Origin of the sequence: Prescottella equi (assembly GCF_020171745.1) — a bacterium.
Classification (GTDB): Bacteria; Actinomycetota; Actinomycetes; order Mycobacteriales; family Mycobacteriaceae; genus Prescottella; species Prescottella equi_A.
On record NZ_JAIVAH010000016.1, the window covers coordinates 32,143 to 58,347 of the forward strand.

Below are 26,205 nucleotides of genomic sequence, written 5' to 3' on the forward strand. Positions count from 1 at the left end.
TATCGGGGAAAACACCTGACAGTCGGTTTTCGGGTGGCTACTCTGCGACCCATGCGCAGATCGAGGATCTTGGCGGCAATGGGGGCAATTTCAACTCTGGTGGCGGTGTGGGGTGGTGTTGTCACGCCTCCGGTGCTCGCGGGTGCCGCCCCGGTGCAGCCGAGTGTCGACGACTTCTACCGTGCGCCGGACGGATTCGAGTCGGCGGCGCCCGGCACCATCCTGCGCGACCGGCCCGTGCAACTGGCGTCGTACTCCGCGTTGCCGTTCAATGCGCAGGCATGGCAACTCCTTTATCGGACAACAGATCTCGCTGGCAATCCCCTGGCGAGCGTGACGACCGTGATACTGCCTGCCGGCGCACCGCCTGCCGGTGGACGCCCGTTGCTGTCGTATCAGATGGCAACGGACAGTATCGATCCCGGCTGCGCGGCCTCGGTCGCCATGCAGCCCGGATCCGGTCTCGAGGCGTTCACCACTCAGGGGCAGATGACCTTCGTCGGTCAGGCTCTGCAACAGGGCTGGGCGGTTTCGGTTCCCGATCACGAAGGTCCCACGCCGCGTGTGGGCACTCCACGAGAGCCTGGTTATATAACGCTCGACGGCATCCGCGCCGCGGAGCAGTTCGCTCCGCTCGGGCTCGCCGGGGCGCAGACTCCGGTCGGAGTGTGGGGCTACTCGGGCGGCGGACTCGCGTCCGCATGGGCCGCGCAGGTGCAGCCCACGTACGCGCCGGAGCTCAACATACGAGGATTCGCTGTGGGCTCGCTGTCGCCGGATCCTGGGGCGGTCGTCCACCGTCTCAGCGGAACGCCCTGGGCCGGGCTGCAGACAATGGTTCTCGCGTCGACACGGGAGATATTCCCCGACGCAGGACGTGAGATCGATGCACGCCTCACTCCGGAGGGCCGCGCGGCGTTGGCCGCTCCAGCTGATCAGTGCCTGGCATCGACGATCGCTACCAACCTCTTTCGCGACACCGCAGGCTACTGGACGGTCCCGTTGACGGAACTATTGCAGATGCCGGCAGTTGCCGCCGCCGTCGAGGAGACCAAGCTCGGTGGCACGGCACCTACGGCACCCGTGTATCTGTACAGCGGCGTGAACGACGAGATCGTTCCGATCGCCACCGTCGATCGCCTGGCTGAAACCTACTGTGCGGGCGGCACTCCGCTCACCTACCGCCGAGACGAGATCAGCCTGCACGCCACGCTCATCGTGACGGGCGCCGCGGACGCGCTGAACTGGCTGGGGGACAGGATCGATGGTGTGCCGAGCGCGTCGGGTTGCAACACTCAGACTCTGACCTCGACCCTGCAGGCGCCGGGTGCCGCGGAGACCTACGTGTCGACGACCCTGGGGATGGGCGACATCCTCATGGGCCGACCGATCGGGCCCCGGTAGATCGCCGGGTTCCTGCTCGGTTCAGCCGCCGAGCAGGAACCCGACAGCCGTCGCGGCGACCGTGAATTCGATCGAGGCGCCGAGGACGTCACCGTTGATGCCGGCGAAGCGGCGCACGCAGTGCCGGACCAGTAGTGCCGCCGCGGCCAGTACGACCACGATCACGACAGGTCCCTGCCACCACCGGCCGGGGACCGCCCACAGCGAGGCGACGGCCAGGATCAGTCCCCACAGCACCGCGACCCACAGCGGCTGCGAATCCGCCACCAACGCACCGAAACCGCGCGGGCTCGACGCGGGAATGCCGCGGCGACAGGCGAATACTGCGGACACCCGTCCGGCGGCGACTGCGACGGCCACCCCGATCCAGGCATCGCTCACGCCCAGCGATCCGAAGGCCAGGGCCTGCACGCCGAACGTGACGATCAACGCGGCCACGCCGAACGGCCCGGCGCCGCCGCTGCGCATCACCTCGCGGGCCCGCTCCGGCGGGCCGTAGCAGCCCAGGCCGTCGGCCGTGTCGGCGAGACCGTCGACGTGCATCCCCCGGGTGGCCAGGGCCAGTGCGCCGACCGTGAGCAGCCCCGCGAGCATTGGGTCGAGACCGGCCCACAGCAGAACCCACAGCACTCCCGCCGCGGCCGCGCCGAGCAGCGCCCCGACGACCGGCGCCGCGGCGATCGCTCGCCGGCCCTCGACGCGGGCGATGTCCTGTGGGCCGCGCACCGGCAGCACCGTCAGCCAGGACAGCGCCGTCGCCAGGCCGGTGACCGCGGCGCGCACGTTCAGTCCGATTCCGGTGCGGTGTCGGCGTCTTCGGTGTCGGATTCCGGATCGGTGTTGTTGCTCACACCGGCGGAATCGAAGGTGGCCATGTGCGCGAGCGTCGCGACTGCACCCTGGAGGATCGGCAGCGCGGCGACGGCGCCGGAGCCCTCGCCGAGACGCATGTCGAGGCCGAGGATCGGGTCGAGTCCCAGGTGCCGAAGTGCGATCGAGTGCGCCGGCTCGGTGGAGCGGTGCCCGGCCACCCACCACTCCCGCGCGCCGGGCGCGAGTGCCTCGGCGACGACGGCGGACGCGGTGACGACGAGGCCGTCGACGATCACCGGTGTCTTCCGCGCCGACGCCTGCGCCAGGAAACCGGCCATCGCGGCCAGGTCGGCGCCGGACACGGTGCGGAGCAGCCCCACCGCGTCGCGGACGTGCGGGCGGGCCCGGCGCAGGGCGTCACGGATCGCGGCGGTCTTGCGCATCCATCCGGCGTCGTCGACGCCGGTGCCGCGGCCGACGGCGGCGACGGGTTCGGTGTCGGTCATCGCGGCGATGAGGACCGTCGCGGGCGTGGTGTTCCCGATGCCCATCTCGCCGGCGATGAGCAGGTCCGCGCCCGAGTCGATCTCCTCGTCGGCGATCGCCCGACCCGCCGCGACCGCGCGCAGCGTCTCCTCGTGCGTGAGAGCGTCCTCACGGTCGATCGATCCCGACGAACGACGGATCTTGTAGGCCGAGACGACCGGATCGGTGTCGGCGTCGACGGACAGGTCGACGACCCGCACCGATGCGCCGGCGACGTCCGCGAGCACGTTCACGGCCGCGCCGCCGCCCTGGATGTTGGCGACCATCTGGGCGGTCACCTCGGGTGGGTACGCGGACACGCCGTTTCGGGCGATGCCGTGGTCCCCGGCGAACACCACCACGCGCGGACGGGCGAAGATCCGCGGCGGGCAGACGCCCTGGCAGGCCGACGCCCACACCGACAGTTCCTCGAGCCGGCCGAGCGCGCCGGTCGGCTTCGTCAGCATCGACTGGCGGGCCAGCGCCTGCTCCCGCACCCCGGCGTCCGGCGGGGTGAGTGGCTCGTAGAGGGGAGCGGACGGGCTCACGGGTTCGCTTGTCACGCTAAGCCTTTCATATCGGCACGGGTCGTTTTGAGGGTCAGGGGAAGGCCGGCGACCACGAGGATCACGTCGTCGCACACGTCGGCCAGGCGAGCGTTGAGGGCGCCGATCTCGTCGCGGAACAACCGGCCCGAGCGATGCTCGGGGATGACGCCCATGCCCACCTCGGGACTCACCAGCAGCAACCGATCCGGATACGACGCCACCGCGTCGACGAGTCCGTCGGTGCGGGCCGCGATCGTCCCGCGGGGCGCGTCCCAGGCGTCGGCGGCGTCGAGTTCCCCGGTGATCCACGTGCCCAGGTCGTCGACCAGTGTCGGGGGATGTGGGCCGGTGGCGCTCAGCAGGGCGACGAGGCTGCCGTCGTGTCCGGTCTCGACCGTCGACCACGCGTCGGGGCGTCGGCGCCGGTGCTGGTCGATGCGGGCGTCCCAGTCCCGGTCGTCCGGGTAGCGGCGCGCGGTGGCCACGTACCGGACGTGCGAGCCGGGGGCGAGGTCGTCGAGCAGGCCCTCGGCGTGCGCCGACTTGCCGGACCGGGCACCGCCGAGCACGAGGGTGCGGCGGGCGCGGGGCGAATCGGGGGAGAGCACGAGGGTAGACGCTACCAACCGCGTCGGGCCGGCCCCCGCAGTGCGAGGACCGGCCCGAGATGGCGGTGGGTCAGACGGCGTCGCCCGGCTTGACGCGGGGCGCGGGCGCGCGCATCTTGCGGATCTGCGATGCGCGGACGAAGGAATACCAGCCCAGCTTGAAGCCGCCGTCGATGCTGTCCGGGAAGCGCTCGCGCACCTTGTTGTTGATCATCCGGCCGAGGAAGTAGCCCTCGCCGGCCATGAACAGCATCATCACGAGCATCGCCAGCGTGACGTAGTTCTGGATGACCGGGCTCAGGAACATCGCCATGATCAGCACGAGGGCCAGGGGCATGAAGAGGCCGACGAGGTTGCGGCGGCTGTCGACGAGATCGCGCGTGTAGGCGCGGGCCGGGCCCTTGTCGCGCGGCAGCAGGTACTTCTCCTCGCCGGCGAGCATGCGGGCGCGGCGATCGGCGGACTCGGCGCGGCGCTCGGCGGCGGCGACCTTGCGTTCGGCCTTGTTGCCGCGATTGGCCTTGCGGCGGGCGCGGGCTTCCTTGGAGGTGAGCGGGGCGGGTGCCACGGGGCCGCGCTTCCGGGCCTCGGCCTCGCGACGCTTGGGGGTGGCGCGGCCCTTGCCCGGCGTGGATGCGCCGTTGCCGTCGGGTGTCCGGGACTCGTCAGTGGTGGTCTCCGCGGTCGACTCGATGACCTCGACGTCGCGCTTGTCGGAATTGTCGGAGTCGCCTCGGCGTAGCAGCTTCACGTCACCAGGCTATGGGATAACTGCCGTCCAGTCGAAACCGACCACCCGTCGAACCGCCAGGACGCGCCTCGAAATGCCGAGGTCGGGTGCTCGCCATACACTGCGCTGATGCGCGTGCTCATCGCCCCCGACTCGTTCGGTGAAACCCTCACTGCGGTACAGGCGGCCGAGGCGATGGCGGCCGGATGGGCGGCCGCGCGGCCCGACGACATCGTCGTGCTCGCACCGCAGTCCGATGGCGGACCAGGCTTCGCCGATGTGATTTCCGCGACTACCGGCGGGATGCGGTCCTCGAGCGTTGCGGGCCCGCTCGGGACGCCCACCGCGGCGCGCTGGGTGCTCGCCGACGGCACCGCGTACATCGAATCGGCGCAGGCGGTCGGCCTGGGACTGCTCGGCGGGCCGCCCAGCCGGGCCACGGCGCTCGCCGCGCACAGCCGCGGGGTCGGCGAACTGATCGCCGCGGCGGTCGACGCCGGTGCGCGCCGGATCGTCGTCGGCCTCGGTGGATCCTGCTGTACCGACGGCGGGCGCGGCGCAGTCGAGGCCCTCGGCGGCCTCGACCAGGCGCGGGAACGTCTCGAGGGTGTGACGCTCGTCGCCGCCACGGACGTGGAGCACCCGCTGCTCGGCGAGCACGGCGCCGCCCGCGTGTTCGGGCCGCAGAAGGGCGCCGACGAGTCGGCGATCGAACTCCTCGAGCAGCGCAACACCGCCTGGTCACGCGATTTGGAGCGCGTGTGCGGATCGGGCGTCGCCGACCGGCCCGGCGCCGGTGCAGCCGGTGGCCTCGGTGCCGCGCTGCTCGCGCTCGGCGCGGTCCGGAAGTCGGGCGCGGAGGTGGTCGCCGCCTGCACCGGTCAGGCCGACCAGCTCGCGGCGGCCGACCTCGTACTGACCGGCGAGGGCCGATTCGACCACCAGTCGTTGCGCGGCAAACTCGTCACCTCGCTCGCCGCCGCGGCCCGCCGCCTCGGGGTGCCGACCGTGGTCGTGGCCGGGCAGGTGGCGGTGGATCGCGACACCGTGCGCGGCGCGGGCATCGTCGCCGCCTTCTCGGTCGCGGAGTTCGCGGGATCCGTCGAGCGGGCCATGACCGAGGCCGCGGACCGGCTCGAGGCTCTGACGTCGTGCGTCGCCGATGGTTGGCGCGGCGCGGCGGGTGCTGCGCGGTGCGCCCCGATACATGAGGAATAGCGGAGCGCAGAGTACCGTTGAAGCGATCACGGGTTTGGCACGAGCGACAGGGAGAGCCCATGACTGTGCAGAACGAGACCGCCACTCACGGCGTCACGATGACCGAGACCGCTTCCGCGAAGGCGAAGGCGCTGCTCGACCAGGAGGGACGCGACGACCTCGCGCTGCGCATCGCCGTGCAGCCCGGTGGCTGTGCCGGCCTGCGTTACCAGCTGTTCTTCGACGACCGCAGCCTCGACGGTGACCTCGTCGTCGACTTCGGCGGCGTCAACCTCGCCGTCGATCGCATGAGCGCTCCCTACGTCGAGGGCGCTTCCATCGACTTCGTCGACACCATCGAGAAGCAGGGCTTCACGATCGACAACCCGAACGCCACCGGGTCCTGCGCCTGCGGCGACTCGTTCAACTGAGTCCCGTACAACCTTCTCGACGCACTCTGACGCGGAGTCTGCCTCACCGGCGGGCTCCGCGTCAGACTGCGTTGCGCCCCCGACTGGCGTCCTGACCGACGACGCCACCCGAGCTGAAAGGCACCCGCGTGACCATTGCGGTAACCGGTTCCATCGCCACCGACCATCTGATGCGGTTTCCGGGCCGCTTCGCCGAGCAGCTGCTCGCCGACCAGCTCGCGCACATCTCGCTGAGCTTCCTGGTCGACGACCTCGTGATCCGCCGCGGCGGCGTCGGCGGCAACATCGCATACGCGATGGGTGTGCTGGGCGGCTCGCCGCTGCTGGTCGGCGCGGCAGGTGCCGACTTCGCGGAGTACCGCACCTGGCTCGAGTCCAACGGTGTCGACTGCAGTGCGGTCCGGGTGTCGGACAGCGCGTACACCGCCCGCTTCGTCTGCACCACCGACGAGGACATGGCGCAGATCGCCTCGTTCTACCCCGGCGCGATGAGCGAGGCCCGCGAGATTGAGATCGCCGCGGTCGCCAAGGCGGCCGGCAACCTCGATCTGGTGCTGGTCGGCGCCAACGACCCCGACGCGATGCTCCGCCACACCGACGAGTGCCGCCTGCTCGGCATCCCGTTCGCCGCCGACCCGTCGCAGCAGCTCGCGCGCCTGTCCGGTGACGACGCCAAGAAGCTGATCCAGGGCGCGAAGTACCTGTTCACCAACGAGTACGAGTGGGGCCTGCTGCAGCAGAAGACGGGGCTGTCGGAGGAGGAGATCCGCGCCCAGGTCGGGCTGCGCGTCACCACGCTCGGCGCCAAGGGCGTCGAGATCGTCGACGCCGAGGGCAACTGGGTCCGCGTCGGCGTCGTGCCCGAGCGCGGCAAGGTCGACCCGACCGGTGTCGGCGACGCGTTCCGTGCCGGCTTCCTGCTGGCGCACTCGGCCGGGCTCAGCCTCGAACGGTCCGCCCAGCTCGGTTCGCTCGTCGCCGTCTACGTCCTCGAGACCGTCGGCACGCAGGAATGGACGTTCCAGCGCGACGACGCCCTCAAGCGGCTCACCGAGGCGTACGGCAAGGACGCCGCGGACGAGATCGCGGTGCTGCTGCCGTAAGGCTTCCCAGGCGACTCCGCCCGGGTTCCTCTTTCGAGGAGCCCGGGCGGAGTGCGTTTCGGGTGGAACGTGGCTAAAGGCTGACCGGGTACACCGGCTCCTGGATCTGCGGCACGATGCGCTTCTCGACGAAGATGCCGTGCCACACCATGAAGCACAGGACCGTCCACAGCCGACGGCTGTGATCGGACGCGCCCGCGCGGTGCTCGTTCAGCATCCGGGTGACGGCGGCCTTGTCGAAGATGTGGTCGGTGCCCGACTCGGCGATCTGCTGGTGCGCCCAGTCGAACAGTTCGGTGCCGGCCAGCCAGTGCCGCAGCGGCACCGGGAAGCCGAGCTTCGCGCGATGCAGCACATGCGGCGGCACGATGCCCTCGAGCGCCTGGCGCAGCGCGAACTTGGTGGTGTCCTTCGTGATCTTCTGATCCAGCGGTACGCGGGACGCGACGTCGAAGACCTCGGGGTCGAGGAACGGCACCCGCAGCTCGAGCGAGTTGGCCATCGTCATCTTGTCGGCCTTGACCAGGATGTCGCCGCGCAGCCACGTGAACAGGTCCAGGTGCTGCATGCGTGCCACCGGATCCCAGTCGCGGGACTGCGCGTAGATCGGCGCGGTGACGTCCTGATGCGTCCATTCCGGGCGGAAGTCGCGCAGCACGGCCCGCAGTTGCGCGTCGTTGAAGCTGCGGGCGTTGCCGTAGTAGCGCTCCTCGAGGGTCATCGATCCCCGGTTGAGCAGGCTCTTGCCGCGGGTGCCTTCCGGGATGCGCTCGGACAGCTTGCCGGCCGCGCGGCGCAGCGCCGCCGGAAGGTACTCGAACGGCTTGAGTGACAGCGGTTCCCGGTAGATGGTGTAACCGCCGAACAGCTCGTCCGCGCCCTCGCCGGAGAGCACCACCTTGACGTGCTTGCGGGCTTCCTTCGCCACGAACCACAGCGGCACCAGCGCCGGGTCGGCGACCGGATCGTCCAGGTACCAGATGATCTCGGGGATCGCGGCCGCGAACTCGGCGGGGGAGACGACCTTGACCACGTGCCGGGCACCGATCGCCGCCGCGGACTCGGCCGCGACGTCGACCTCGGAGTAGCCCTCACGCTCGAAACCGGTGGTGAAGGTGATCAGGTTCGGGTTGTGCCGCATCGCGAGCGCCGCGATGGCGGTGGAGTCGATGCCGCCGGACAGGAACGAGCCGACGGTGACGTCGGCGCGCATGTGCTTGGCGACCGAGTCCTCGAGGGCCTCCGCGATCTCCCGGTAGCGGGACGCCTCGCTGCCGGGCGTGAACGGCACCGCCGGGAACTTCGGCGTGAAGTAGCGCGTCATCTCGGGAGCCTTGCCCGGCATCAGGCGCGCGTAGCAGCCGGACTCGAGGCGGCGGATCTGCGCGTGCAGCGTCTCGGGCTCGGGGACGTACTGCAGCACCGTGTAGTGCTCGGTCGCGCGCGGATCGAGGTCGGTGTCGATGCCGATGACGTCGGCCAGTTCGAGCAGGCTCTTCTTCTCGCTGCCGAACGCGGTGCCGCCGGTGCCGGTCGCGATGAACAGCGGCTTGATGCCGAACGGGTCGCGCGCCACGAACAGCTCACGGGTCTCGGTGTCCCACACCGCGAACGCGAACATGCCGCGCAGCCGGCGGACGGCGTCGGCGCCCCAGTAGTGGTACGCCGCGACGATCGCCTCGCTGTCGCCCTCGGTGCGGAACTTTGCGCCGTGGTCCTTCGCGAGCTCCGCCCGGATCTCGAGGTAGTTGTAGATCTCACCGTTGAAGGTGAGGGCGTAGCGCTCGGGGTTCTCCGGCGGGCCCCACCGCAGCGGCTGGTGGGAGTGCTCGATGTCGATGATCGACAGCCGGTTGAAACCGAAGATCAGGTCGTCGTCGTGCCACGTGCCGTGCTCGTCCGGGCCGCGATGGCGCAGGCAGTGCATGGCCGCATCGACGCGGGCGACGGCGTCGTCGCTGGTGCCGTCGGTGGTGAGTAGTCCGAGCAGTCCGCACACAGCGTCCAGTACCTCGTTTCAGAGTCGGTTGTCGGGCGGAGACCGGTGGTCCGTGGGGGCTCGCCGATTTCCCAAGGAAGTATGCCGCAGTTTCCTGAGGGGCACCGTCGCCGGACCGGGAGTGCGCGCTGCGATCTCAGCTGAATCCCAGGTAGGGCGCGTACTGTGGAGGGCCATTGGTCCCGACTGCAACACGGGCGTCGACCCGACAGTGGAGGATCGGCGCGCTTGGTCTACGCTGCGTAGTAATTGGGCCTTCCCTTCGGGTGTGCCCTAGTGGAATTGCGGCGATCAGGAAGGCGTGAACGTGGCGCAAGGTCGGATCCTTCGGCGAGCCGGGCTGGCAGGCTCTTTGGGCATAGCTGCCATGCTGTTGTCGGGATGTTCAATCGACAACTCGGTACTTCGCTTCGGGTGGCCCTCGGGAGTTACCCCGCAGGCAGAACGTATGCGCGAACTGTGGACGTGGTCGGTCATCGCCGCCCTCGTCATGGGTGTCATCGTGTGGGGCCTCACCTTCTGGGTGGTTGTGTTCCACCGTAAGAAGAAGGACTCGCCCGAGTTCCCCCGTCAGACGGCATACAACGTGCCGTTGGAGCTGTTCTACACGGCAGTTCCGTTCGTGATCATCGCTGTCCTCTTCTACTTCACGGTCGTGGTGCAGAACTACGTCACCGAGAAGAAGGACAATCCGAACGTCGTCGTCGATGTGACGGCGTACCAGTGGAACTGGAAGTTCGGTTACCGCAGCATCGATCTCGGTAACGGCACCGCCAAGTACGAGGGCATCGACGAGGCCGCCACCGAAGCCGCGCTCGCTGCGTCGAAGCCCGAGGGCCTCGACGAGCACGGCAAGGAGAAGATCGGCGCGATCCACGGTAAGAACCCGCAGGATCTGTCCTACCTGGCATACGACAAGATCGAGACCGTCGGCACCAGCAACGAGGTTCCGATCCTCGTCCTGCCGACCGGCAAGCGTATCGAGTTCGTCCTGGCGTCCTCCGACGTCATCCACTCCTTCTGGGTTCCCGAGTTCCTGTTCAAGCGTGACGTGAACCCGAACCCGAAGGAGAACCACTCGGACAACGTCTTCCAGATCAGCGAGATCGAGAAGGAAGGCGCGTTCGTGGGCCGCTGCGCCGAGATGTGCGGCACCTTCCACGCGATGATGAACTTCGAGGTCCGCGCGGTGTCGCCGGAGAAGTTCGACCAGTACATCCAGGCCCGCAAGTCGGTCGAAGAGGGCGGCAAGGGCATGAACACCGGCGAGGCGCTGGCGTCGATCGGCGAGTCGCCCACCGCGACCTCGACCTCCCCGTTCAAGACCGATCGCACCGTGCGCGAGGCATCGGCCAACGGGAACTGACGCCCGAGAACCACTGACCAAGGACAAGAACTGATATGAAGATCGAAGCCAAGCTCTTCGAGATCCTGACGGTGTTCTTCATTCTCGTCGCGATCGTCTACGGTGTCTTCACCGCGATGTCGCGGACCGGAATCGAGTGGGCCGGCCTCACCGCGATCATCCTGTCGGCAGGCCTGAGCCTGATCGTCGGTACCTACTTCCGCTTCGTGGCGCGTCGTCTCGACACCCGCCCCGAGGACTACGAAGAGGCCGAAATCTCCGACGGCTCGGGCGACCTGGGCTTCTTCAGCCCCGGTAGCTTCTGGCCCATCCTGCTGGCCGGTGCGGCCGCCTTCGCGGCCATCTCGCTGGCATTCTTCCAGCCGTGGATGATCGTCGTGGCCGTGGTGCTCGTCCTGACCGCCGCTGCCGGCCTGGTCTTCGAGTACCACCTCGGACCCGAGAAGCACTAGCTCTCACCCAGATCGACGCCGAAGGCGCCGAACCCCTCACCGGGTTCGGCGCCTTCGCCGTTTCCGGATGACCCGAATCAGTGTGCCGAGTCCGAATCCGGTATCCAGTTGCCGTGGAAGCCGGCCGGGACGCGTTGCGGCAACGCGACCGCCGCCCGGTCCTCGAGAGTCCGGGCGTCCAGGATGCGCAGTTCCGTCGAGCTCTCCGCGAGGTCCGTCACCAGGCCCATCACGACGCCGTGGCCCTCCGGACTGTCCGGAGACTCCGGATGGAACACGAACTCGCCCACCGACGAGTGCGGACCGAAGTCGCGCATCGCGGCGACGCCGTCGGTGCGATCCGTGCGGATCAGCCGGTGCTCGCCGGACAGGTCGTCGGAACCCATCACGAGCCAGCAGTCGCGGTGGCGCGACGTGGCGTACCGCTCGTCGAATCGGGGAAACTCGACGTGCTCGTCGGCGAGCCGGGTCCGCCGGACGCGGCAGCTCACTCGCGGTTCCAGTTCCCAGCGCTCGAGACGGGGCCGGCCCTCCGACGGTCCCGTCCGGTCCGCGTCGAACACCCGCTCGTGCACGACGAGGTCGACGACGACCCGGCCGTCGGTGCTGGTCGCGTTCACCGGATGGAAGACGTAACTCGGCTCGACCTCCAGCCAGTGCGGCGTCGGATCACCGTGCCGGGGGATCAGCCCGACCCTGGCGGGATAGCGCTCGTTCCACCGGTACGGGAAGCTCCCGGCCCGGGTCGGCGGCAGGCGGTCCAGGAGCGGACGCGGAACACGGACCCGCCCGATGGTGGCACCGAGCGCAAGAGCGGCGAGGGGACGGAGCGGTCGTGCGACGTTCGCACTGACCGCGCTGCGGACGTCGAATGTCACCGGGAGGTCGTAGACCACGAGGTAGTCGCGGGTCAGGGAGAAGGCGTGCATCATCGGGCTGCCGCCGACCCGGATCGGCACCTTCCGGCGGAGCCGGCCGTCCGGGCCGATGACGGTGTACTGGACGGCGTTGCCGCGGCCGAAGTGGTACGAGACGGCGTGGAGCTCACCGGTTTCCGGGTCCACTATCGGGTGCGCGGTGTAGCCGCCGCGAACCGTGCCGTCGAAATCGCAGACGTCGACGGTTTCGAGTTCGTACGACAGCTCGGCACACGCCACACCCGCCTCGACCAAGGCCAGTGTCCGTCCCGCGAAACCGATGACGTTCGTGTTCGCCGACGGTCCGTGCAGCGGTGACCGCCCTCGTTCGGGAGGAGCCGTCCGATGCAGGGCCGCGGACGTGACGTCCGAGTCGACCCAGCGGTTGCGGTACCACAGGGCGCGTCCACCACTCAGTCGGACACCGTGCACCATGCCGTCGCCGGTGAACCAGTTGTACTCGTCCGGGCGCACGTCGGCGATCGGGTTGGGGCCGTTGCGGAGATACCGTCCGTCGAGCCACTCCGGGATCGTGCCGCGCACCGGCAGGTCGAACTCGGTGACCTCGGCGCGGACCGGCGCATAGCGTTCGTCGACGAAACTCGTGGACATCGGACGGACCCCTCCCGTTGCGGTGTTGCCCGCGACGGTAGAGGCTGTGGGCGCCGGCGGGGTGGTTTCCGCTGGAGTTCGGTGCGGGGGAGTGGCCGACAGAGCAAGAACGAGGAAGGCCCCCGAACCGATCGGTTCGGGGGCCTTCCTCTGCAGTCTCGGCGAACTAGTGCGCTTCGCCGTTGCCGGAGCCGTTTCCGCGGATGCGGTCCTGGTACTCCGTGAGCATCTTCAGCTGCTCGTGCTCAGCCTTGTGTTCGGCTGCCTCGAGCGCCTGGCTCTGCTCGACCGGGTCCGGGGTGACCCAGCTACCGGAGCCGGGCTTGCCGGCGGAGCCGAGCTTGTTCATCTTCTTCGGGATCGCAGCACCCTGGTACTCCAGCGGGAGCGGGTGACCGTGATCGTCGACCGGGCCGAGCGGCTGGTGGATCTCGACGTACTCACCGTGCGGCAGGCGCTTGATGATGCCCGTCTCGATGCCGTGCTCGAGCACCGCGCGGTCGCTGCGCTGCAGACCCAGGCAGAACCGGTAGGTGACGTAGTACGCGATCGGAGGCAGAACGACCATGCCGATGCGACCGATCCAGGTCATCGCGTTGAGCGAGATGTCCAGGTGGTACGCGATGATGTCGTTGATGCAGGAGATCGTCAGCACCAGGTAGAACGCGATGGACATCGCGCCGATGCCGGTGCGGACCGGGACGTCACGCGGACGCTGCAGCAGGTTGTGGTGCGCGTCGTCCTTCGTGAACTTCTTCTCGATCCACGGGTAGGCGATCAGCAGTGCGAACACCAGGCCCATGATCACCGCGACGGCGAACACCGCGGGGATCGTGTAACGGTCGAAGAGGTAGATCTCCCATGCCGGCCACAGACGTGCCAGGCCGTCGGTCCACATCATGTAGAAGTCGGGCTGCGAGCCTGCGGAGACCTGCGACGGGTTGTACGGGCCGATGTTCCAGATCGGGTTGATCTGCAGCAGGCCGCCCATGAGGGCCAGGACACCGAACGTGAACGCGAAGAACGCGCCGCCCTTGAGGGCGAACACCGGGAGGATGCGAACGCCGACGACGTTCTTCTCGGTGCGGCCGGGGCCGGGGAACTGCGTGTGCTTCTGGTACCAGACCAGCGCCAGGTGGGCGGCGATCAGGGCCAGGATGATGCCGGGCAGCAGCAGGACGTGCGCAACGTACAGACGCGGGATGATCAGGGTGCCGGGGAAGTCGCCACCGAAGATCAGCCAGTGCAGCCAGGTGCCGGCGACCGGAACACTCAGGGTGATACCGGAGAGCGCGGCGCGCAGGCCCGTGCCGGACAGCAGGTCGTCGGGCAGCGAGTAGCCGAAGAAGCCCTCGAACATCGCCAGGATCAGCAGCAGCGAGCCGATGACCCAGTTCGCCTCACGCGGGCGACGGAACGCGCCGGTGAAGAAGATGCGCAGCAGGTGCACGATGATCGACGCGGCGAACATCAGTGCGGCCCAGTGGTGGATCTGGCGGACGAACAGACCGCCGCGAACCTCGAACGAGATGTCGAGGGTCGTTGCGTAGGCGCGCGACATCTCGACGCCGCGGAGCGGCTCGTAGGCGCCGTTGTACGTGACCTCGGCGAGCGACGGGTCGAAGAACAGCGTCAGGTAGACACCCGAGATCAGCAGGATGACGAAGCTGTAGAGCGCGATCTCGCCGAGCATGAACGACCAGTGCGTCGGGAAGACCTTGTTGATCTGCCGCTTCATACCTGCCGCGAGGTGGTAGCGGGAGTCGACTCCCTCTGCCTGGGCGGCAACTCTGGATTGAGTGGTAGTGGTCACGGTCGACGCTCCCAAAATGCCGGGCCGAGGGCTTCGATGAAGTCACCGTTGGCGACGAGGTAGCCCTCTTCGTTCACTGTAATAGGCAGCTGCGGAAGAGCACGAGCGGCGGGACCGAAAAGCGGCTTGCCGTACTGCAGGGCGTCGAACTGCGACTGGTGGCAGGGGCACAGGATTCGGTTGGTCTGCTGCTCGTAGAGCGAGGTGGGGCAGCCGAGGTGGGTGCAGATCTTCGAGTACGCGAAGTAGTCGCCGTAGTTGAAGCTCTCCTGGCCCTTGCGCTTGATGGCCTTCTGGGTGTCCTCGGTGCGCAGACGGATCAGCATGACCGAGTTGCGGATGCCACGCAGAGCCTTGAACAGCTCCTCGTCGTTGCCGCGCTCGGACTCACGGAACGGGAAGACCGTCTCCATGGCGCCGGCGTCGAGATCCTCGGGGCGAACCAGCACGATGTCGTGCGGACGTCCGGTGTCGCGACGCAGGTAGATGGTCTCGCCCTCGTAGCGCGGGGTCCAGCCGGACACCCACAGCGGGGAGTCGTCGCCCTTGGCCCACGGGTTCTTGATCATGCCGCCGAGGGGCATGACCGACATGACGCCGATGGCGCCGCCACCGAAGATCAGGCTGCGCTTGATCATCTTGCGGCGACCGATCGTCGAGGAGTCCAGCGTGTCGCCGAGCTGTGCGACGAGGGTGCGCTTGTCGACCTCGGACGAACCGCCGTCGTGGCGGTCCTGGATCGAGACCTCTTCGGGGACGAACTTCTTGGTGAACTTCACCGCGCCGACGCCGACACCGAGGATCGCGAGACCCATGGTGAGACCGATCAGCGGGGTGTACAGGTTGTACGCCGAGTAGGTGTCCTCACCCGGACCGGCGTACTCCCACGGCCAGAACAGGAAGATCGCGATGAACGCGATCGCGGAGACGCCCGCAAGGATGAACCAGAAGGCCACCGAGCGCTCTGCGCGCTTCTCGGCCTTCGTGCCCTTGACCGCCCAGCGGTCCTTGCGGAACGCGACATCGACGCCGTCGAGGTTGGTACCGAGCGTGACGAGTTCGTCACGGCTCATACGGTCGAGTTCCTCGTCCGTGTACTTCTTCGGCGTATCGCCGCTGCCGGCGTCGCTCATGACCTTGCTCCGATCCACAGTGCTGCACCGACGACAGCGACGATGCCGACGACCCACATCGCGAGACCCTCGGAACCCGGTCCGATTCCACCGAGGCCGTAGCCGCCGGGGTTCTTGTTCTCGCTGGACTGCTTGACGTAGGCGATGATGTCCTTCTTCTCCTCGATCGTCAGCTGACGATCGGAGAACTTGGGCATGTTCTGCGGGCCCGTGACCATCGCGGCGTAGATCTGCTGCTCGCTGGCCGGGTCCAGAACGGGGGCGTACTTACCGGACGACAGCGCACCGCCGCGGCCCGTGAAGTTGTGGCACGACGCGCAGTTGAGACGGAACAGCTCGCTGCCGCGGGCGACGTCGCCGCCGCGCAGCGAGGACTGAGCGATCTCGCCGTTCTCGTCGCGGATTACGGTCGGGCCGCCACCCTGGGACTGAACGTAGGCGCCGATGGCGTCGGTCTGGCGGGCGTCGAACTTGGCCGGCTTACGAGAAGCCTGTGCCTCGTTGCGAGCGGCCGGCATACGACCGGACGACACCTGGAAGTAGACGGCTGCCTCGCCGACACCGATCAGGCTGGGGCCGCGATCCTGGACACCCTGCAGGTTCGCGCCGTGGCACGTGATGCAGGAGGTGTCGTAGAGCTGCTTGCCCTCGCGGATCAGCGCAGCGGAGTCGTCGCTCGCCGTGGCGACCTGCGGGGCAGGCGTCAGGGCGGAGGCGAGGAATCCGGCGCTCACGAGACCCAGCATGAGGATCAACGCGCCGGTCACGCGCCGGCGCAGCTTGCGCTGGCGGCGCGCCTTGGCGGCTGTGGTGCGGTCGGGCATGTCACCCTCGAATGCGGGAGGGGGGGATGAACTCATCTGTATCCCTTTGGTATGTCGGGACGACTGAAGCGTCAGGGGGCTGCCTGGTCGTTCAGCTGGCTAACGGATGAAATAAATCGTGGCGAACAGGCCGATCCACACAATGTCGACGAAGTGCCAGTAGTACGAAACGACGATCGCCGCAGTGGCCTGCGCAGGCGTGAACTTGCTGACCTTGGTGCGGACGATCAAGAAGACGAACGCGATCAGACCGCCGATGACGTGCAGTCCGTGGAAGCCGGTCGTCATGTAGAAGACCGATCCGTACACGCTGCTCGAAATCGTCGTGCCCTCGTGAACCAGGTGGTAGTACTCGTAACCCTGGCCGAGCACGAAGAACGTGCCCATGGCAAGAGTCACCAGGTACCACCGCCGGAGACCGAAAACGTCGCCCTTCTCTGCCGCGAAGACACCCATCTGGCAGGTGAAGGAAGATGCAATCAGCACCAGTGTCACCGGCACGGCCAACGTGAGGTTCAGCTCCGTCGGCTCCGGTGGCCAGTTCCCATTCGCCTGTGCTCGTGCAACGAAATACATGGCGAAGAGCCCTGCGAAGAACATGAGCTCGCTTGACAACCACACGATGGTGCCGACGCTGACCATGTTTGGCCGGTTCAGCGAGTGCACGCGCTGGGTGATTGCCGATCCTGAAGTCCCTACTGCGCTCGTCACGCTGAGAAGTATGACGCTTCGTCGTAAAGGAAAGCCACCCGGGTCCGGTCTCGGCGCGTCGGCCCACGTCAGAGGCTATTACGCGGCCGTATCGGTGGTGGTCGGCGGACGTGACAAAGTAGGCACATGGAACTCAGGGGCGGTGTCGCTCGTTGGATCGGTGGTTTTCTGTCCAGGCGCTCTCCCGCGCCCCTCGATCGGACACGCGCGGACCTCGTCGTGGTGGTGTCCGGATTTGACGACGTCGAGGCCTGCTCGACGACCCTCGAACGGGGTGCCGCCGGCGAGCCGGGGTGGGTGCCGGACGCCGAGGCCGTGCTCCGGCACCACCTGAGACTGCCGTCCGATCGTGTGCAGGAGGCGGTGGATCTGGCCGGCCAGGACGACTACGTGCTCGCGGGTGCCCCCGTCGTCGGTGAGGACGATGTCGCGACGTTCCTTCTCGAGCGGGTCCAGGTTCTCGATTCCCTGCACTGCTCGCAGGAGCGCTCGCGGATGGCGGGTCTTGCTCAGCGGCTCGGGGGAACCGCGCTGGGCTGGGAGGGGCTCCAGCCGCCGTCCGCGGTGTGATCGGAGACGGGCGCACTAAGCTGCGGAGCGACAAATCTCCGCCCGACCGGTTGGTGGGCGTACAGCAGAAGGGGTCGTCATGGTGCGGCAGTCGGCAGCGCAGGCAGTGGATCGAGTGGCGGGCGCGGCCGATCGGACCTGGCCGGCGATCCTGGGCGCGCTCACCGACGGTAGGGACCTCACCGCCGACGACGCCGCGTGGGCGATGGACGAGATCATGTCCGACAATGCCACCGCCGCGCAGATCGCCGCGTTCGGTGTCGCGTTGAAGATGAAGGGTGCGACACCGCCCGAGCTGCGTGGGCTAGCGGACGCGATGCTCGGCCACGCGAAGAGCGTGCCGGTGTCCCCGGACGTCGTCGACGTCGTCGGAACCGGCGGTGACCGCTCGAACACCGTGAACATCTCCACGATGGCGTCGGTCGTCGTGGCGGCGGCGGGCGTGCGGGTCGTCAAACACGGCAACCGCGCCGCCTCGTCGAAGAGCGGTGGCGCCGACGTCCTCGAGGCGCTGGGCGTGCATATCAACCTCGGTGCCCAGGAGGTCGCGCGTTGCGTCGAGGAGGTGGGGATCGGGTTCTGCTTCGCGCCGGTGTTCCACCCGGCCCTGCGGTTCGCGGGAGCGCCCCGCAAGGAGATCGGCATCCCGACGGTGTTCAACGTCCTCGGACCGCTGACCAACCCCGCCCGCCCGCGCGCCGGACTCATCGGCTGCGCGTTCGAGGACCTCATCGAGGTGGTCGCCGGTGTGCTCGCGGAGCGCGGCAACTCGGCGCTGGTGGTGCGCGGCGACGACGGGCTCGACGAGCTGACCACGTCGACGACGTCGGTCGTGCACGTGGTGTCGGGTGGCACCGTGCGCACACAGAAGCTCGATCCGACGGATCTGGGGATCGCGCGGGTGCCGCTGGACGCGCTGCGCGGCGGCGACGCCGAGGCCAACGCGGCGGTCGCGCGGGGTGTGTTCGCGGGCGACGAGGGGCCGGTCCGCGACGCGGTGCTGCTCAACGCGGCCGGTGCGCTGGCGGCGTTCGACGGCGTCGGCGACAGCCTCGAGGAAGCGCTGGCCGCGGGTCTCGAGAAGGCCGCCCGGGCGATCGACTCGGGCGCGGCCGCGACGGTGCTCGAGCAGTGGGCGGCGCTCACCACGGAGCTGGCCGCCCACCGCTAGGCGTGCGGGGGCCGCCTACTCGCCGAGCGAGAAGGCGGCCTCGATGTCCGCGCTGGAGTACGACTGGAAGGCGATGTGTGTCGCCGTCTTGGTGACGCCGCGCACCTTGTTGATGCGCTCGGTCACGACCTCGGCGATCTGCGCGTGGTCGCGCACCTTGACGATCGCGATCAGATCGATGTCGCCGGCGCACGAGTAGACCTCGGAGACCCCACCCAGGTCGGCGACCGCCTGCGCGGTCTCGGGGATCCGGTCGGCCTCGGCGTGGATCATGACGATCGCGTTGATCATGGCGCTCCTTCAGCTGTGCTGTCGTTCGACAGACACAGTAGGCGCTCGGGCGGTGCGGGCGAGCGCGCACCAGTCCTCCCACGAGCCGGCGCCGTGGGCGGGCTCGCACCAGCCGTGGCTCGTCCGGACGATCCGTACGCCGTCGGCGTCGAGCCACCGCGCGATGACGGCCAGTTCCTCGGGGGAGGCGCCCCGCAGCGGAACGGCGTCGGGCAGGACCGTTTCCGCCGAGGCGACCAGTGCGTCGACGACCGGCATGGGGGCGACGCCGCGCCTCGAGACACCGGCGGATGCGAGCCGTCCGGCGCGGATGACGGCGAATTCCCACCCGCCCTCCACGGCCGGCCGGGCGGCGATCAGCTCGTCGATGGCGGCGAGGGCGGCGAGCCGCTGCATGCGGCGCAGGGCGAGACCGAGGGCGGCGACGCGGTCACGCAGCCGCGCCGCGCTCTCGAACAGTTCGCCGGCCGCAAGTTCCTCGATGCGTGAGCGCATGAGCCGGAGCGACGAGTCGTCCTCGCCGCGCATCAACGCGCGCGCGCGTTCGGGCGCGATGCGGTAGCCCTCCTCGTCGTCGGCGACGGCGGAGCAGCCGCCGATGTCCCGCGGTGGGCACTTGGGTCCGTGCGGCGTTCCCTTGGCGATCCGCGTCGTGCAGGTGCGCAGTCCGCAGAACTCGGCGACCGTCGCCGCGGCGTCGGCGGCGTCCGTCCGGGACCGGAAGGGGCCCATGCAGTCCGCCGTCGGCGTACGGACCACGGAGAGGCGCGGAAACGCCTCTGTGGTGAGCGTGACCCACCAGCCGCGCATCGGGAACTTGGAGCGGCGGTTGTAGGGCGGCACGTGGGCGCGCAGGAGGCGGAGCTCGCGCACGCCCGCCTCGAGTGGATGTGCGCACTCGACATGGTCGACCCGGGTGGCGAGGGCGACCATCTCCTTCATCCGCCCGCGGGTCTCGGATCCGGTGAAGTAGTTGCGCACACGCCGTCGGAGATCCGATGCGGTCCCCACGTAGAGCACCTCGTCGGACGGGCCGCGGAACAGGTACACGCCCGGGGAACGCGGAAGGTGGCTCGCGAGCGTGCGTTTGGCCCGTTGCTCCGGGGACACCCTCGGGATGTAGTCGAGCAGTTCGGGCAGGCTGTGGACGCCCTGATTCCCGACGCGTCCGATCAACGCGTGCAGGACGTCGACGGTGGCGCGCGCGTCGTCGAGGGCGCGGTGCGACGGCGTGGTGTCGGCGCCCAGCAGTGCCGCCAGCGCCGACAGCTTGACCGAGGGGGCCTCGTCCCGGCCCAGGACCCGCCGCGCGAGCTTGACGGTGCACACCACCTGGAACTTGGGCCACGGCAAGCCCTGCCGGGCCGCAGCCGCTTTGAGGAATCCGACGTCGAACCCCGCGTTGTGCGCGACGAGCACCGCGCCGCTCGCGAATTCGAGGAACGCAGGCAGCACCGCGTCGATCCGGGGTGCGCTGCGCACCATCGCCGTCGTGATTCCGGTGAGCTCGACGATGTACGGCGGGATCGCGCGACCGGGATCGACGAGCGTGCCCAGTTCGCCGAGTACCTCGCCGCCCCGCACCTTGACGGCGCCGATCTCGGTGATCGCGTCGTTCTCGGAGCTTCCGCCGGTGGTCTCGAGGTCGACGACCACGAAGGTGATGTCGCGCAGTGGGGTGTCGAGTTCGTCGAAGCTCAGTTGGTCGCCGTCGGCGGTTCGGGCGTTCGGCGGTCTGCTCACGACAGCAGACCTTAGAGAGCCCCTCCGACAGCGAGTCCGCGTAGCGCGTCGGACCCGGTTCCGGGCGCGGAGAGACGAGGATCACACCGCCTGTTTCGTGGCCCGGATCGAGTCGTGCGCGATCGGCGTTGGGGGAGTAGGGGTTCGAGTCGTCGCGATGTCGCCACGGCGGGCCCGGCTCGGTCTCCGGGTGGCTCGGGAGGCCGGCGGTCGATCTCGCGCTGACCAGTGGCGACCTGTGCGAGATGCGTTGCCGGACGCTTCCGCGGGCGGTGCTCCCGCATTTCGGGCCGAGCAGTCGGTTCCGCGACAACCGAACTGGTTGTTATCCATCCGTGACGTTGGCGCCGATCGGGGCGCGGCCGGACCCGCCAAACGGTTGAAAAGCATGGAATCGGCGCGTCCGAGTCGACACAAGGGATGCGCTTTCGTAATCTTCTCGAGACCTAGCGGAGTCTTGCCGTCCCACCCGGAACGGCATCGCTGGGCCCGCCTAATCGAAACCTCCTCGGAGGGGACGTGCCGGGAACCCAAGTTTCCTTTGGGGTGAATCCCGTCGAAGCCGCGATGTGCGGTGTCGACGGGTAGGGCTGATCTTCCCAGCCCGAACCCGTCAGCTAACTCGGTCGGCGGACGAACGGAAGAAACGGAGTTCCTTTCTCGTGGCGTCACCCAATCTCAAGCGTTCCGCGCAGCGCGCAGCCGTCGCCGGCGCACTTGCCATCGGAGCCGTCGCGGTCACCGCGGCACCGGCCATTGCCGATCCGATCAACGTCCCCGGCGTCGGCACGGTCGAGGTCCCCGGTGTGACCCAGGCGCAGGTCGATGCTGCGATCGCACAGATCGCTCCGATCGTCGCGCCCGCGCTGCCCACCGGCAGTGCCGATCTCGCTCCCGCCCCGCCCGCATCGGTCGCTCCGATCCTCAGCGCGGGCCAGAAGGCGCTCCAGGCGGCCGAGAGCAAGCTCGGCTCCCCCTACGTCTACGGTGCGGCCGGTCCGGACGCCTTCGACTGCTCGGGCCTCGTGCAGTGGGCCTACAAGCAGGCCGGCCTCAACCTCCCGCGCACCAGCTACGACCAGGCCGTCGCCGGCTGGTCCGTCGCGCGTGACGACCTGCAGGTCGGCGACGTCATCTCGTTCTACGGTGGCAGCCACTCGGGCATCTACGCCGGCAACGGCAACGTCATCCACGCGTCGACTTCCGGTCAGCCGGTCAAGCTCGCGCCGGTGTCGTCGATGCCGTTCGACGGCGCTCGTCGCTACGCCTAGTCGACACGACTGTTCTCGGTTCTCGGGGCGGGTCCGTAATCGGACCCGCCCCGAGTCGTTTGCAGGGGGGAGTCCGGACCGACCGTTCTGTGGCCTTGGTGACTGTATGGCGAATTGTCCTACTGTCGGGTAGACACGGACATATACCCTTCCGTAACCTATTCGAGACATTACGGAGCCCATCGCCTCGCGATGGAGACTGAATCCAGAAACGGAGTGTCGCGCAGCTGTGCCCGGTGACAAGTCCTCGCTGAAGATGAAGCGCTCGATGTGTACTGCTCTCGCGACGGGGGTGCTGTCCCTGACCCTCGTGGGGCTGCCCGCCGGTTCCGCGGGAGCCGACCCCGTGCTGAGCAACCCGACCGCGGCGCTCGACCGCCTCGCGGAGCTGTCCCGGGAGTCCGAGCGGACCACCGAGGCCCTCCACAACGCTCAGATCGATCTCGACGGCAAGCAGGCCGTGCAACGGGATGCGGAGGCGCGCCTCGCGGGCGATCGGGACGCCCTCGCGGCCGCCGAATCGCAGATCGACCAGTTCCGTCCCGCGGTCGGCAAGCTGGCGGCCGCCAGTTACCAAGGCGCGCGGACCAATCGGCTCTACGCGCTGATGCTGAGCGATTCGCCGCAGCAGATGCTGGACCAGATGGCGGCACTGGACGCGATTTCGAACGAGACCACCAAGGCTGTCGTGGGGTTCAAGCAGGCGTCGGCCGCCGCCGCGGCCGCCGCCGAGGCCTCCCGGGTGTCCGCCGACGAGGCGCGGTCGGCCACCGACCAGGCCAAGCTGGTCAGCGACGACCTGCAGAACAAGCAGAGCGAGCTGCAGAAGCAGATCGAGTCGGTGACCCAGGCGTTCGACCGTCTCACCGGCGCCGAGCGGGCCCAGCTCGCCGGCAGTTCCTTCCCGCCCGGGGTCGATGCGGGGCGAATCCTCGCGAACCTGGGGTCGGGCGCGGGGTCCGCGGCTCTGCAGGCCGGCATGACGCAGATAGGAAAGCCGTACAGCTGGGGTGCGACCGGGCCCGACGCCTACGACTGCTCCGGGCTGGTCGTGTGGGCCTACAAGCAGATCGGCAAGTCGCTGCCGCGCTCGAGCCAGGCGCAGGCGGGCGGTGGCGCTCCGGTTGACAAGAGCCAGTTGCAGCCGGGTGACGTCGTGCTGTTCTACGACGACGCATCGCACGTCGGGCTGTACGCGGGAGACGGCAACGTCCTGCACGCCTCGACCTACGGCACGCCCGTGAAGGTGGACTCGATGGCGTCGATGCCGTTCTACGGTGCGCGCCGGTACTGACCTGTAGAACGACCCGGTCGATACACGGCCCTCGAACGGACCCGATACCCAGGGGTATCGGGTCCGTTGTCGTCCGTGGCTCATACACTCTCGGACGTGCCCGCTGAAGATCATTCGTCCCCTGCCACGCCGCGGCGGCGTGTGCGTCGGTGGGAGTGGGCGGGGCTTGTGGGGCTCGGGGTGGCCGTTGCCCTGGTGTTGAGCCTGTCGGCGTTCGATCACGGCGACGACGAACCTGGAGCTCCGACGGGAGCCGCGCCGGTGGCCAACCCCTACGAGGATGGGCGACGGGCGGGCGCGCAGGCGCTGCTCGACGACTGGGCTGCCGCGGTGCGTACCGGTGACACCGATGCGCTGCCCGCCCTGTTCGATCCGAACGCCGATCCCGGATTCCTCGAGTCCGAGATCCGGCGTGCGAACAACGCTGCCGGCGTTCCCTTCGGCGAGTTCGCATACGACATCGGGGCGGAACCGGAGACGCCGGTGGCGTCCGCGACCGCCGACGAACTCGGGGCGTCGGACGTGTGGGCGCCGACGGTGTACCTGCGCTACTCGATCGCGGGAGCCGACACGCAGTCGACCCGCAAGCCGGTTGCGCTCCTTCTCGCCCGGCACGGCGACGAGTGGAAGCTTGTCAGCGATTCCGACGTTCCGGGATCCGATCGTGAGACATGGCGTGGCCCTTGGGATTTCGGTCCCGTGGCGGTTCGTCGGGTGGACGGCGAGGAGGGGCGGCCGTCGTTCGTGCTGGGTCCGACGACGCAGACGCCGATGATCGATCTCCTCGCGACCGAGGTCGGTGACGCCGTCGCGCACGTCACGGACGTCTGGGGCGAGGACTGGTCGCGGCGGGCCGTCGTGATGGTCGCAGGCTCGCATGAGGAGTTCTCGTCCCTCGTCGGCTCGGATCACAGTGGAGTCGACATCGCCGCGGTGGCGGTGTCCGACGCGGTCGATCGGCGTTCGCGGACGGCGTCCGGACAGCGGATCGTGTTCAGCCCGGAGTCGTCCGGTCGGCTCACCGATCTGACCAGGATCTCGGTGTTGCGTCACGAGCTCACACACGTCGCCGCGCGACCGGTGACCGAGGACGGGTCGCCGATGTGGATGCTCGAGGGGTACGCCGACTACGTCGGCTACCGGGGGATCGAGGCGCAGTTCGGGCAACTCGCCCCCACCCTCGCGGCCGAGGTCGCGAAGTCCGGCCCGCCGAGCAGGCTGCCCGCCGACCGCGACTTCCGTGGGGGTGGTGACACTGCCCGGCGGGCGTACGAATCCGCCTGGTCCGTAGCTACTTTCATCGCATCGCAGTACGGTGAGGACCAACTCGGCGTGCTGTACCGGGAGCTGGCCCGTGGGCCCGTGGCCGATGCGGAGCTCGACCGCACGATCCGCGGCGTGCTGGGGGTCGGCACCGCCGATCTGGTGAACTCGTGGGGTGTGTGGGTGAAGGAACAGTTGTCCTGACCCTGGTGGCCGCCGTGGCGGCGCTAAGACCTACGGTGGAAGCATGCGTCGAACCCTGTTGGTGACGAACGATTTTCCACCCCGCCCCGGTGGGATCCAGTCCTACCTGCACACTTTTGCCGCCCAGTTGCCCGCCGACGAATTGGTGGTCTACGCACCCCGCTGGCGGGGGGACAGCCACGTCCGATTCGACGCCGAGCAGCCCTACAAGGTGGTACGCCACCCCACGACGCTCATGGTGCCGACGCCGTTCGTCGCGCGCCGCGCCGCGAAGCTCGTGCAGGAGTACGAGTGCTCCAACGTCTGGTTCGGTGCGGCGGCACCGCTGGCGCTGCTGGCATCGACGGTGCGGCGGGCCGGCGCGGACCGGGTGATCGCGTCCACGCACGGCCACGAGGTGGGCTGGTCGATGCTTCCCGCTGCGCGGCAGGCGCTTCGCCGCATCGGTGACACCACCGACACCGTGACGTTCGTCAGCAAGTACACCCGCGGGCGGTTCGCGTCGGCGTTTGGGGCGCACGCCGCGCTCGAGCATCTGCCGCCCGGCGTGGACACCGACGTCTTCCGGCCCGACCCGGCCGCGCGCGCGGAACTGCGCGCCCGCTACGGACTGGGGGAGCGGCCGACGATCCTGTGCCTGTCCCGGCTGGTGCCGCGCAAGGGGCAGGATCAGCTCATCAGGGCTCTGCCGGCGGTGCGTCGCCGCATCGACGGCGCCGTGCTGGTGATCGTCGGCGGCGGCCCGTACGCCGAGCGGCTGCAGGCCCTCGCGCACGAGTGCGGTGTGGCCGAGCACGTCGTGTTCACCGGCGGTGTGCCCGCGTCGGAACTGGCCGCGCACCACACGATCGCCGACGTGTTCGCGATGCCGTGCCGGACCCGTGGCGCCGGACTGGACGTCGAGGGCCTGGGCATCGTCTACCTCGAGGCGTCGGCGAGCGGGGTGCCGGTGATCGCTGGACGCTCCGGTGGCGCCCCGGAGACGGTGTCCGAGAACGAGACCGGGCACGTCGTCGACGGCACGTCCGTCGACGACATCGCCGGCGCGCTGATCGGTGTCCTCGAGGACCGGGACCGCGCCGCGGCGATGGGGGCGGCGGGCCGGGAGTTCGTCCAGACGCACTGGCGCTGGGACGTGCTCGGCGCGAAGCTGCGCCACCTGCTGTCCTGAACGGCCCTGCACCGACAACCGAAAAACGCACGACGCCCGCG

24 protein-coding genes and 1 riboswitch are annotated in these 26,205 nt (G+C 68.9%); of the genes, 12 read left to right on the forward strand and 12 right to left on the reverse strand.

Annotated features, from left to right (window positions below; genetic code table 11):
* Positions 1 to 78 precede the first annotated feature (78 nt).
* Complete coding sequence (locus LCL87_RS13415; RefSeq protein ID WP_225020348.1) at positions 79 to 1,404, forward strand: lipase family protein; 1,326 nt, start codon at positions 79 to 81, stop codon at positions 1,402 to 1,404.
* 21 nt (positions 1,405 to 1,425) lie between these two features.
* On the opposite strand, the gene LCL87_RS13420 is transcribed toward LCL87_RS13415, so the two are convergent.
* The 4 genes from LCL87_RS13420 to LCL87_RS13435 all read right to left on the reverse strand — a co-directional run bounded on the left by LCL87_RS13420 (position 1,426) and on the right by LCL87_RS13435 (position 4,649).
* Positions 1,426 to 2,187 carry an adenosylcobinamide-GDP ribazoletransferase gene (locus tag LCL87_RS13420; RefSeq protein ID WP_225020350.1) on the reverse strand — a complete coding sequence of 254 codons (762 nt, stop codon included), beginning with the start codon at positions 2,185 to 2,187 and terminating at the stop codon, positions 1,426 to 1,428.
* 2 nt (positions 2,188 to 2,189) lie between these two features.
* Positions 2,190 to 3,305 (reverse strand): nicotinate-nucleotide--dimethylbenzimidazole phosphoribosyltransferase, encoded by a 1,116-nt coding sequence (gene cobT, locus LCL87_RS13425; protein ID WP_225020352.1) that lies wholly within the window; start codon positions 3,303 to 3,305, stop codon positions 2,190 to 2,192.
* The gene (cobU, locus tag LCL87_RS13430; protein ID WP_225020354.1) at positions 3,302 to 3,898 is read right to left on the reverse strand and encodes a bifunctional adenosylcobinamide kinase/adenosylcobinamide-phosphate guanylyltransferase; all 597 of its coding nucleotides are present in this window, start codon (positions 3,896 to 3,898) and stop codon (positions 3,302 to 3,304) included. The genes cobT and cobU overlap by 4 nt, the downstream gene beginning before the upstream one ends.
* 70 nt (positions 3,899 to 3,968) lie before the next feature.
* Positions 3,969 to 4,649 (reverse strand): DUF3043 domain-containing protein, encoded by a 681-nt coding sequence (locus LCL87_RS13435; RefSeq protein ID WP_225020356.1) that lies wholly within the window; start codon positions 4,647 to 4,649, stop codon positions 3,969 to 3,971.
* A gap of 108 nt (positions 4,650 to 4,757) precedes the next feature.
* On the opposite strand from LCL87_RS13435, the gene LCL87_RS13440 reads away from it, so the two are divergent.
* The 3 genes from LCL87_RS13440 (at position 4,758) to LCL87_RS13450 (ending at position 7,359) form a co-directional block, all read left to right on the forward strand.
* Complete coding sequence (locus LCL87_RS13440) at positions 4,758 to 5,846, forward strand: glycerate kinase family protein (RefSeq protein WP_225020358.1); 1,089 nt, start codon at positions 4,758 to 4,760, stop codon at positions 5,844 to 5,846.
* A gap of 59 nt (positions 5,847 to 5,905) precedes the next feature.
* A complete protein-coding gene (locus LCL87_RS13445) occupies positions 5,906 to 6,256 on the forward strand; it encodes a HesB/IscA family protein (RefSeq protein ID WP_225020360.1) in 351 nt (116 codons plus the stop codon).
* A 128-nt stretch (positions 6,257 to 6,384) separates the two neighbouring features.
* Positions 6,385 to 7,359, forward strand: a complete 975-nt coding sequence (locus tag LCL87_RS13450; RefSeq protein ID WP_225020362.1) for a carbohydrate kinase family protein — start codon at positions 6,385 to 6,387, stop codon at positions 7,357 to 7,359.
* A gap of 73 nt (positions 7,360 to 7,432) precedes the next feature.
* Here LCL87_RS13450 and asnB read toward each other — a convergent pair whose 3' ends face one another.
* Positions 7,433 to 9,358 carry an asparagine synthase (glutamine-hydrolyzing) gene (gene asnB / locus LCL87_RS13455; RefSeq protein WP_225020363.1) on the reverse strand — a complete coding sequence of 642 codons (1,926 nt, stop codon included), beginning with the start codon at positions 9,356 to 9,358 and terminating at the stop codon, positions 7,433 to 7,435.
* 301 nt (positions 9,359 to 9,659) lie between these two features.
* Between asnB and ctaC the strand changes: the two genes are divergently transcribed.
* Together ctaC and LCL87_RS13465 are read left to right on the forward strand one after the other, a co-directional pair.
* Positions 9,660 to 10,724, forward strand: a complete 1,065-nt coding sequence (gene ctaC, locus LCL87_RS13460) for an aa3-type cytochrome oxidase subunit II (RefSeq protein ID WP_225020365.1) — start codon at positions 9,660 to 9,662, stop codon at positions 10,722 to 10,724.
* 35 nt (positions 10,725 to 10,759) lie between these two features.
* Positions 10,760 to 11,176, forward strand: a complete 417-nt coding sequence (locus tag LCL87_RS13465; protein ID WP_005512476.1) for a cytochrome c oxidase subunit 4 — start codon at positions 10,760 to 10,762, stop codon at positions 11,174 to 11,176.
* Positions 11,177 to 11,253: 77 nt separating this feature from the next.
* Here the strand turns inward: LCL87_RS13465 and LCL87_RS13470 are convergent, their stop codons facing one another.
* The 5 genes from LCL87_RS13470 to ctaE all read right to left on the reverse strand — a co-directional run bounded on the left by LCL87_RS13470 (position 11,254) and on the right by ctaE (position 17,186).
* Positions 11,254 to 12,705 (reverse strand): carotenoid oxygenase family protein, encoded by a 1,452-nt coding sequence (locus tag LCL87_RS13470; RefSeq protein WP_225020367.1) that lies wholly within the window; start codon positions 12,703 to 12,705, stop codon positions 11,254 to 11,256.
* A gap of 166 nt (positions 12,706 to 12,871) precedes the next feature.
* Positions 12,872 to 14,518, reverse strand: coding sequence for a cytochrome bc1 complex cytochrome b subunit (gene qcrB / locus LCL87_RS13475; RefSeq protein ID WP_510850759.1), 1,647 nt, complete (start codon positions 14,516 to 14,518; stop codon positions 12,872 to 12,874).
* A complete protein-coding gene (gene qcrA / locus LCL87_RS13480) occupies positions 14,515 to 15,651 on the reverse strand; it encodes a cytochrome bc1 complex Rieske iron-sulfur subunit (RefSeq protein WP_225020369.1) in 1,137 nt (378 codons plus the stop codon). Before qcrA ends, qcrB begins: the two co-directional genes overlap by 4 nt.
* Positions 15,648 to 16,511 (reverse strand): cytochrome bc1 complex diheme cytochrome c subunit, encoded by an 864-nt coding sequence (gene qcrC / locus LCL87_RS13485; RefSeq protein WP_225020371.1) that lies wholly within the window; start codon positions 16,509 to 16,511, stop codon positions 15,648 to 15,650. The genes qcrA and qcrC overlap by 4 nt, the downstream gene beginning before the upstream one ends.
* A 63-nt stretch (positions 16,512 to 16,574) precedes the next feature.
* On the reverse strand, positions 16,575 to 17,186 hold the full coding sequence (gene ctaE / locus LCL87_RS13490) for an aa3-type cytochrome oxidase subunit III (protein ID WP_022596569.1): 612 nt from the start codon (positions 17,184 to 17,186) through the stop codon (positions 16,575 to 16,577).
* Between the two features lie 126 nt (positions 17,187 to 17,312).
* On the opposite strand from ctaE, the gene LCL87_RS13495 reads away from it, so the two are divergent.
* Together LCL87_RS13495 and trpD are read left to right on the forward strand one after the other, a co-directional pair.
* Entirely contained in the window at positions 17,313 to 17,756 is a 444-nt protein-coding gene (locus LCL87_RS13495; RefSeq protein ID WP_225020373.1) for a hypothetical protein, read from the forward strand.
* Between the two features lie 79 nt (positions 17,757 to 17,835).
* Positions 17,836 to 18,927, forward strand: a complete 1,092-nt coding sequence (trpD, locus tag LCL87_RS13500) for an anthranilate phosphoribosyltransferase (RefSeq protein WP_225020375.1) — start codon at positions 17,836 to 17,838, stop codon at positions 18,925 to 18,927.
* A 15-nt stretch (positions 18,928 to 18,942) separates the two neighbouring features.
* Here the strand turns inward: trpD and LCL87_RS13505 are convergent, their stop codons facing one another.
* Together LCL87_RS13505 and LCL87_RS13510 are read right to left on the reverse strand one after the other, a co-directional pair.
* Positions 18,943 to 19,218 (reverse strand): Lrp/AsnC ligand binding domain-containing protein, encoded by a 276-nt coding sequence (locus LCL87_RS13505; protein ID WP_225020376.1) that lies wholly within the window; start codon positions 19,216 to 19,218, stop codon positions 18,943 to 18,945.
* Between the two features lie 9 nt (positions 19,219 to 19,227).
* The gene (locus LCL87_RS13510) at positions 19,228 to 20,961 is read right to left on the reverse strand and encodes a DEDD exonuclease domain-containing protein (protein ID WP_225020378.1); all 1,734 of its coding nucleotides are present in this window, start codon (positions 20,959 to 20,961) and stop codon (positions 19,228 to 19,230) included.
* Positions 20,962 to 21,441: 480 nt separating this feature from the next.
* A riboswitch (cyclic di-AMP (ydaO/yuaA leader) is annotated at positions 21,442 to 21,609 on the forward strand.
* 14 nt (positions 21,610 to 21,623) lie between these two features.
* Between LCL87_RS13510 and LCL87_RS13515 the strand changes: the two genes are divergently transcribed.
* The 4 genes from LCL87_RS13515 (at position 21,624) to LCL87_RS13530 (ending at position 26,164) form a co-directional block, all read left to right on the forward strand.
* Positions 21,624 to 22,232: a C40 family peptidase gene (locus LCL87_RS13515; RefSeq protein WP_225020380.1), complete on the forward strand. Its 609-nt coding sequence runs from the start codon at positions 21,624 to 21,626 to the stop codon at positions 22,230 to 22,232.
* Positions 22,233 to 22,500: 268 nt separating this feature from the next.
* Positions 22,501 to 23,526: an NlpC/P60 family protein gene (locus LCL87_RS13520; protein WP_225020382.1), complete on the forward strand. Its 1,026-nt coding sequence runs from the start codon at positions 22,501 to 22,503 to the stop codon at positions 23,524 to 23,526.
* Positions 23,527 to 23,706: 180 nt separating this feature from the next.
* Positions 23,707 to 24,993 (forward strand): hypothetical protein, encoded by a 1,287-nt coding sequence (locus tag LCL87_RS13525; protein ID WP_510850761.1) that lies wholly within the window; start codon positions 23,707 to 23,709, stop codon positions 24,991 to 24,993.
* Between the two features lie 43 nt (positions 24,994 to 25,036).
* Positions 25,037 to 26,164: a glycosyltransferase family 4 protein gene (locus LCL87_RS13530; protein ID WP_225020386.1), complete on the forward strand. Its 1,128-nt coding sequence runs from the start codon at positions 25,037 to 25,039 to the stop codon at positions 26,162 to 26,164.
* Positions 26,165 to 26,205: the final 41 nt, after the last annotated feature.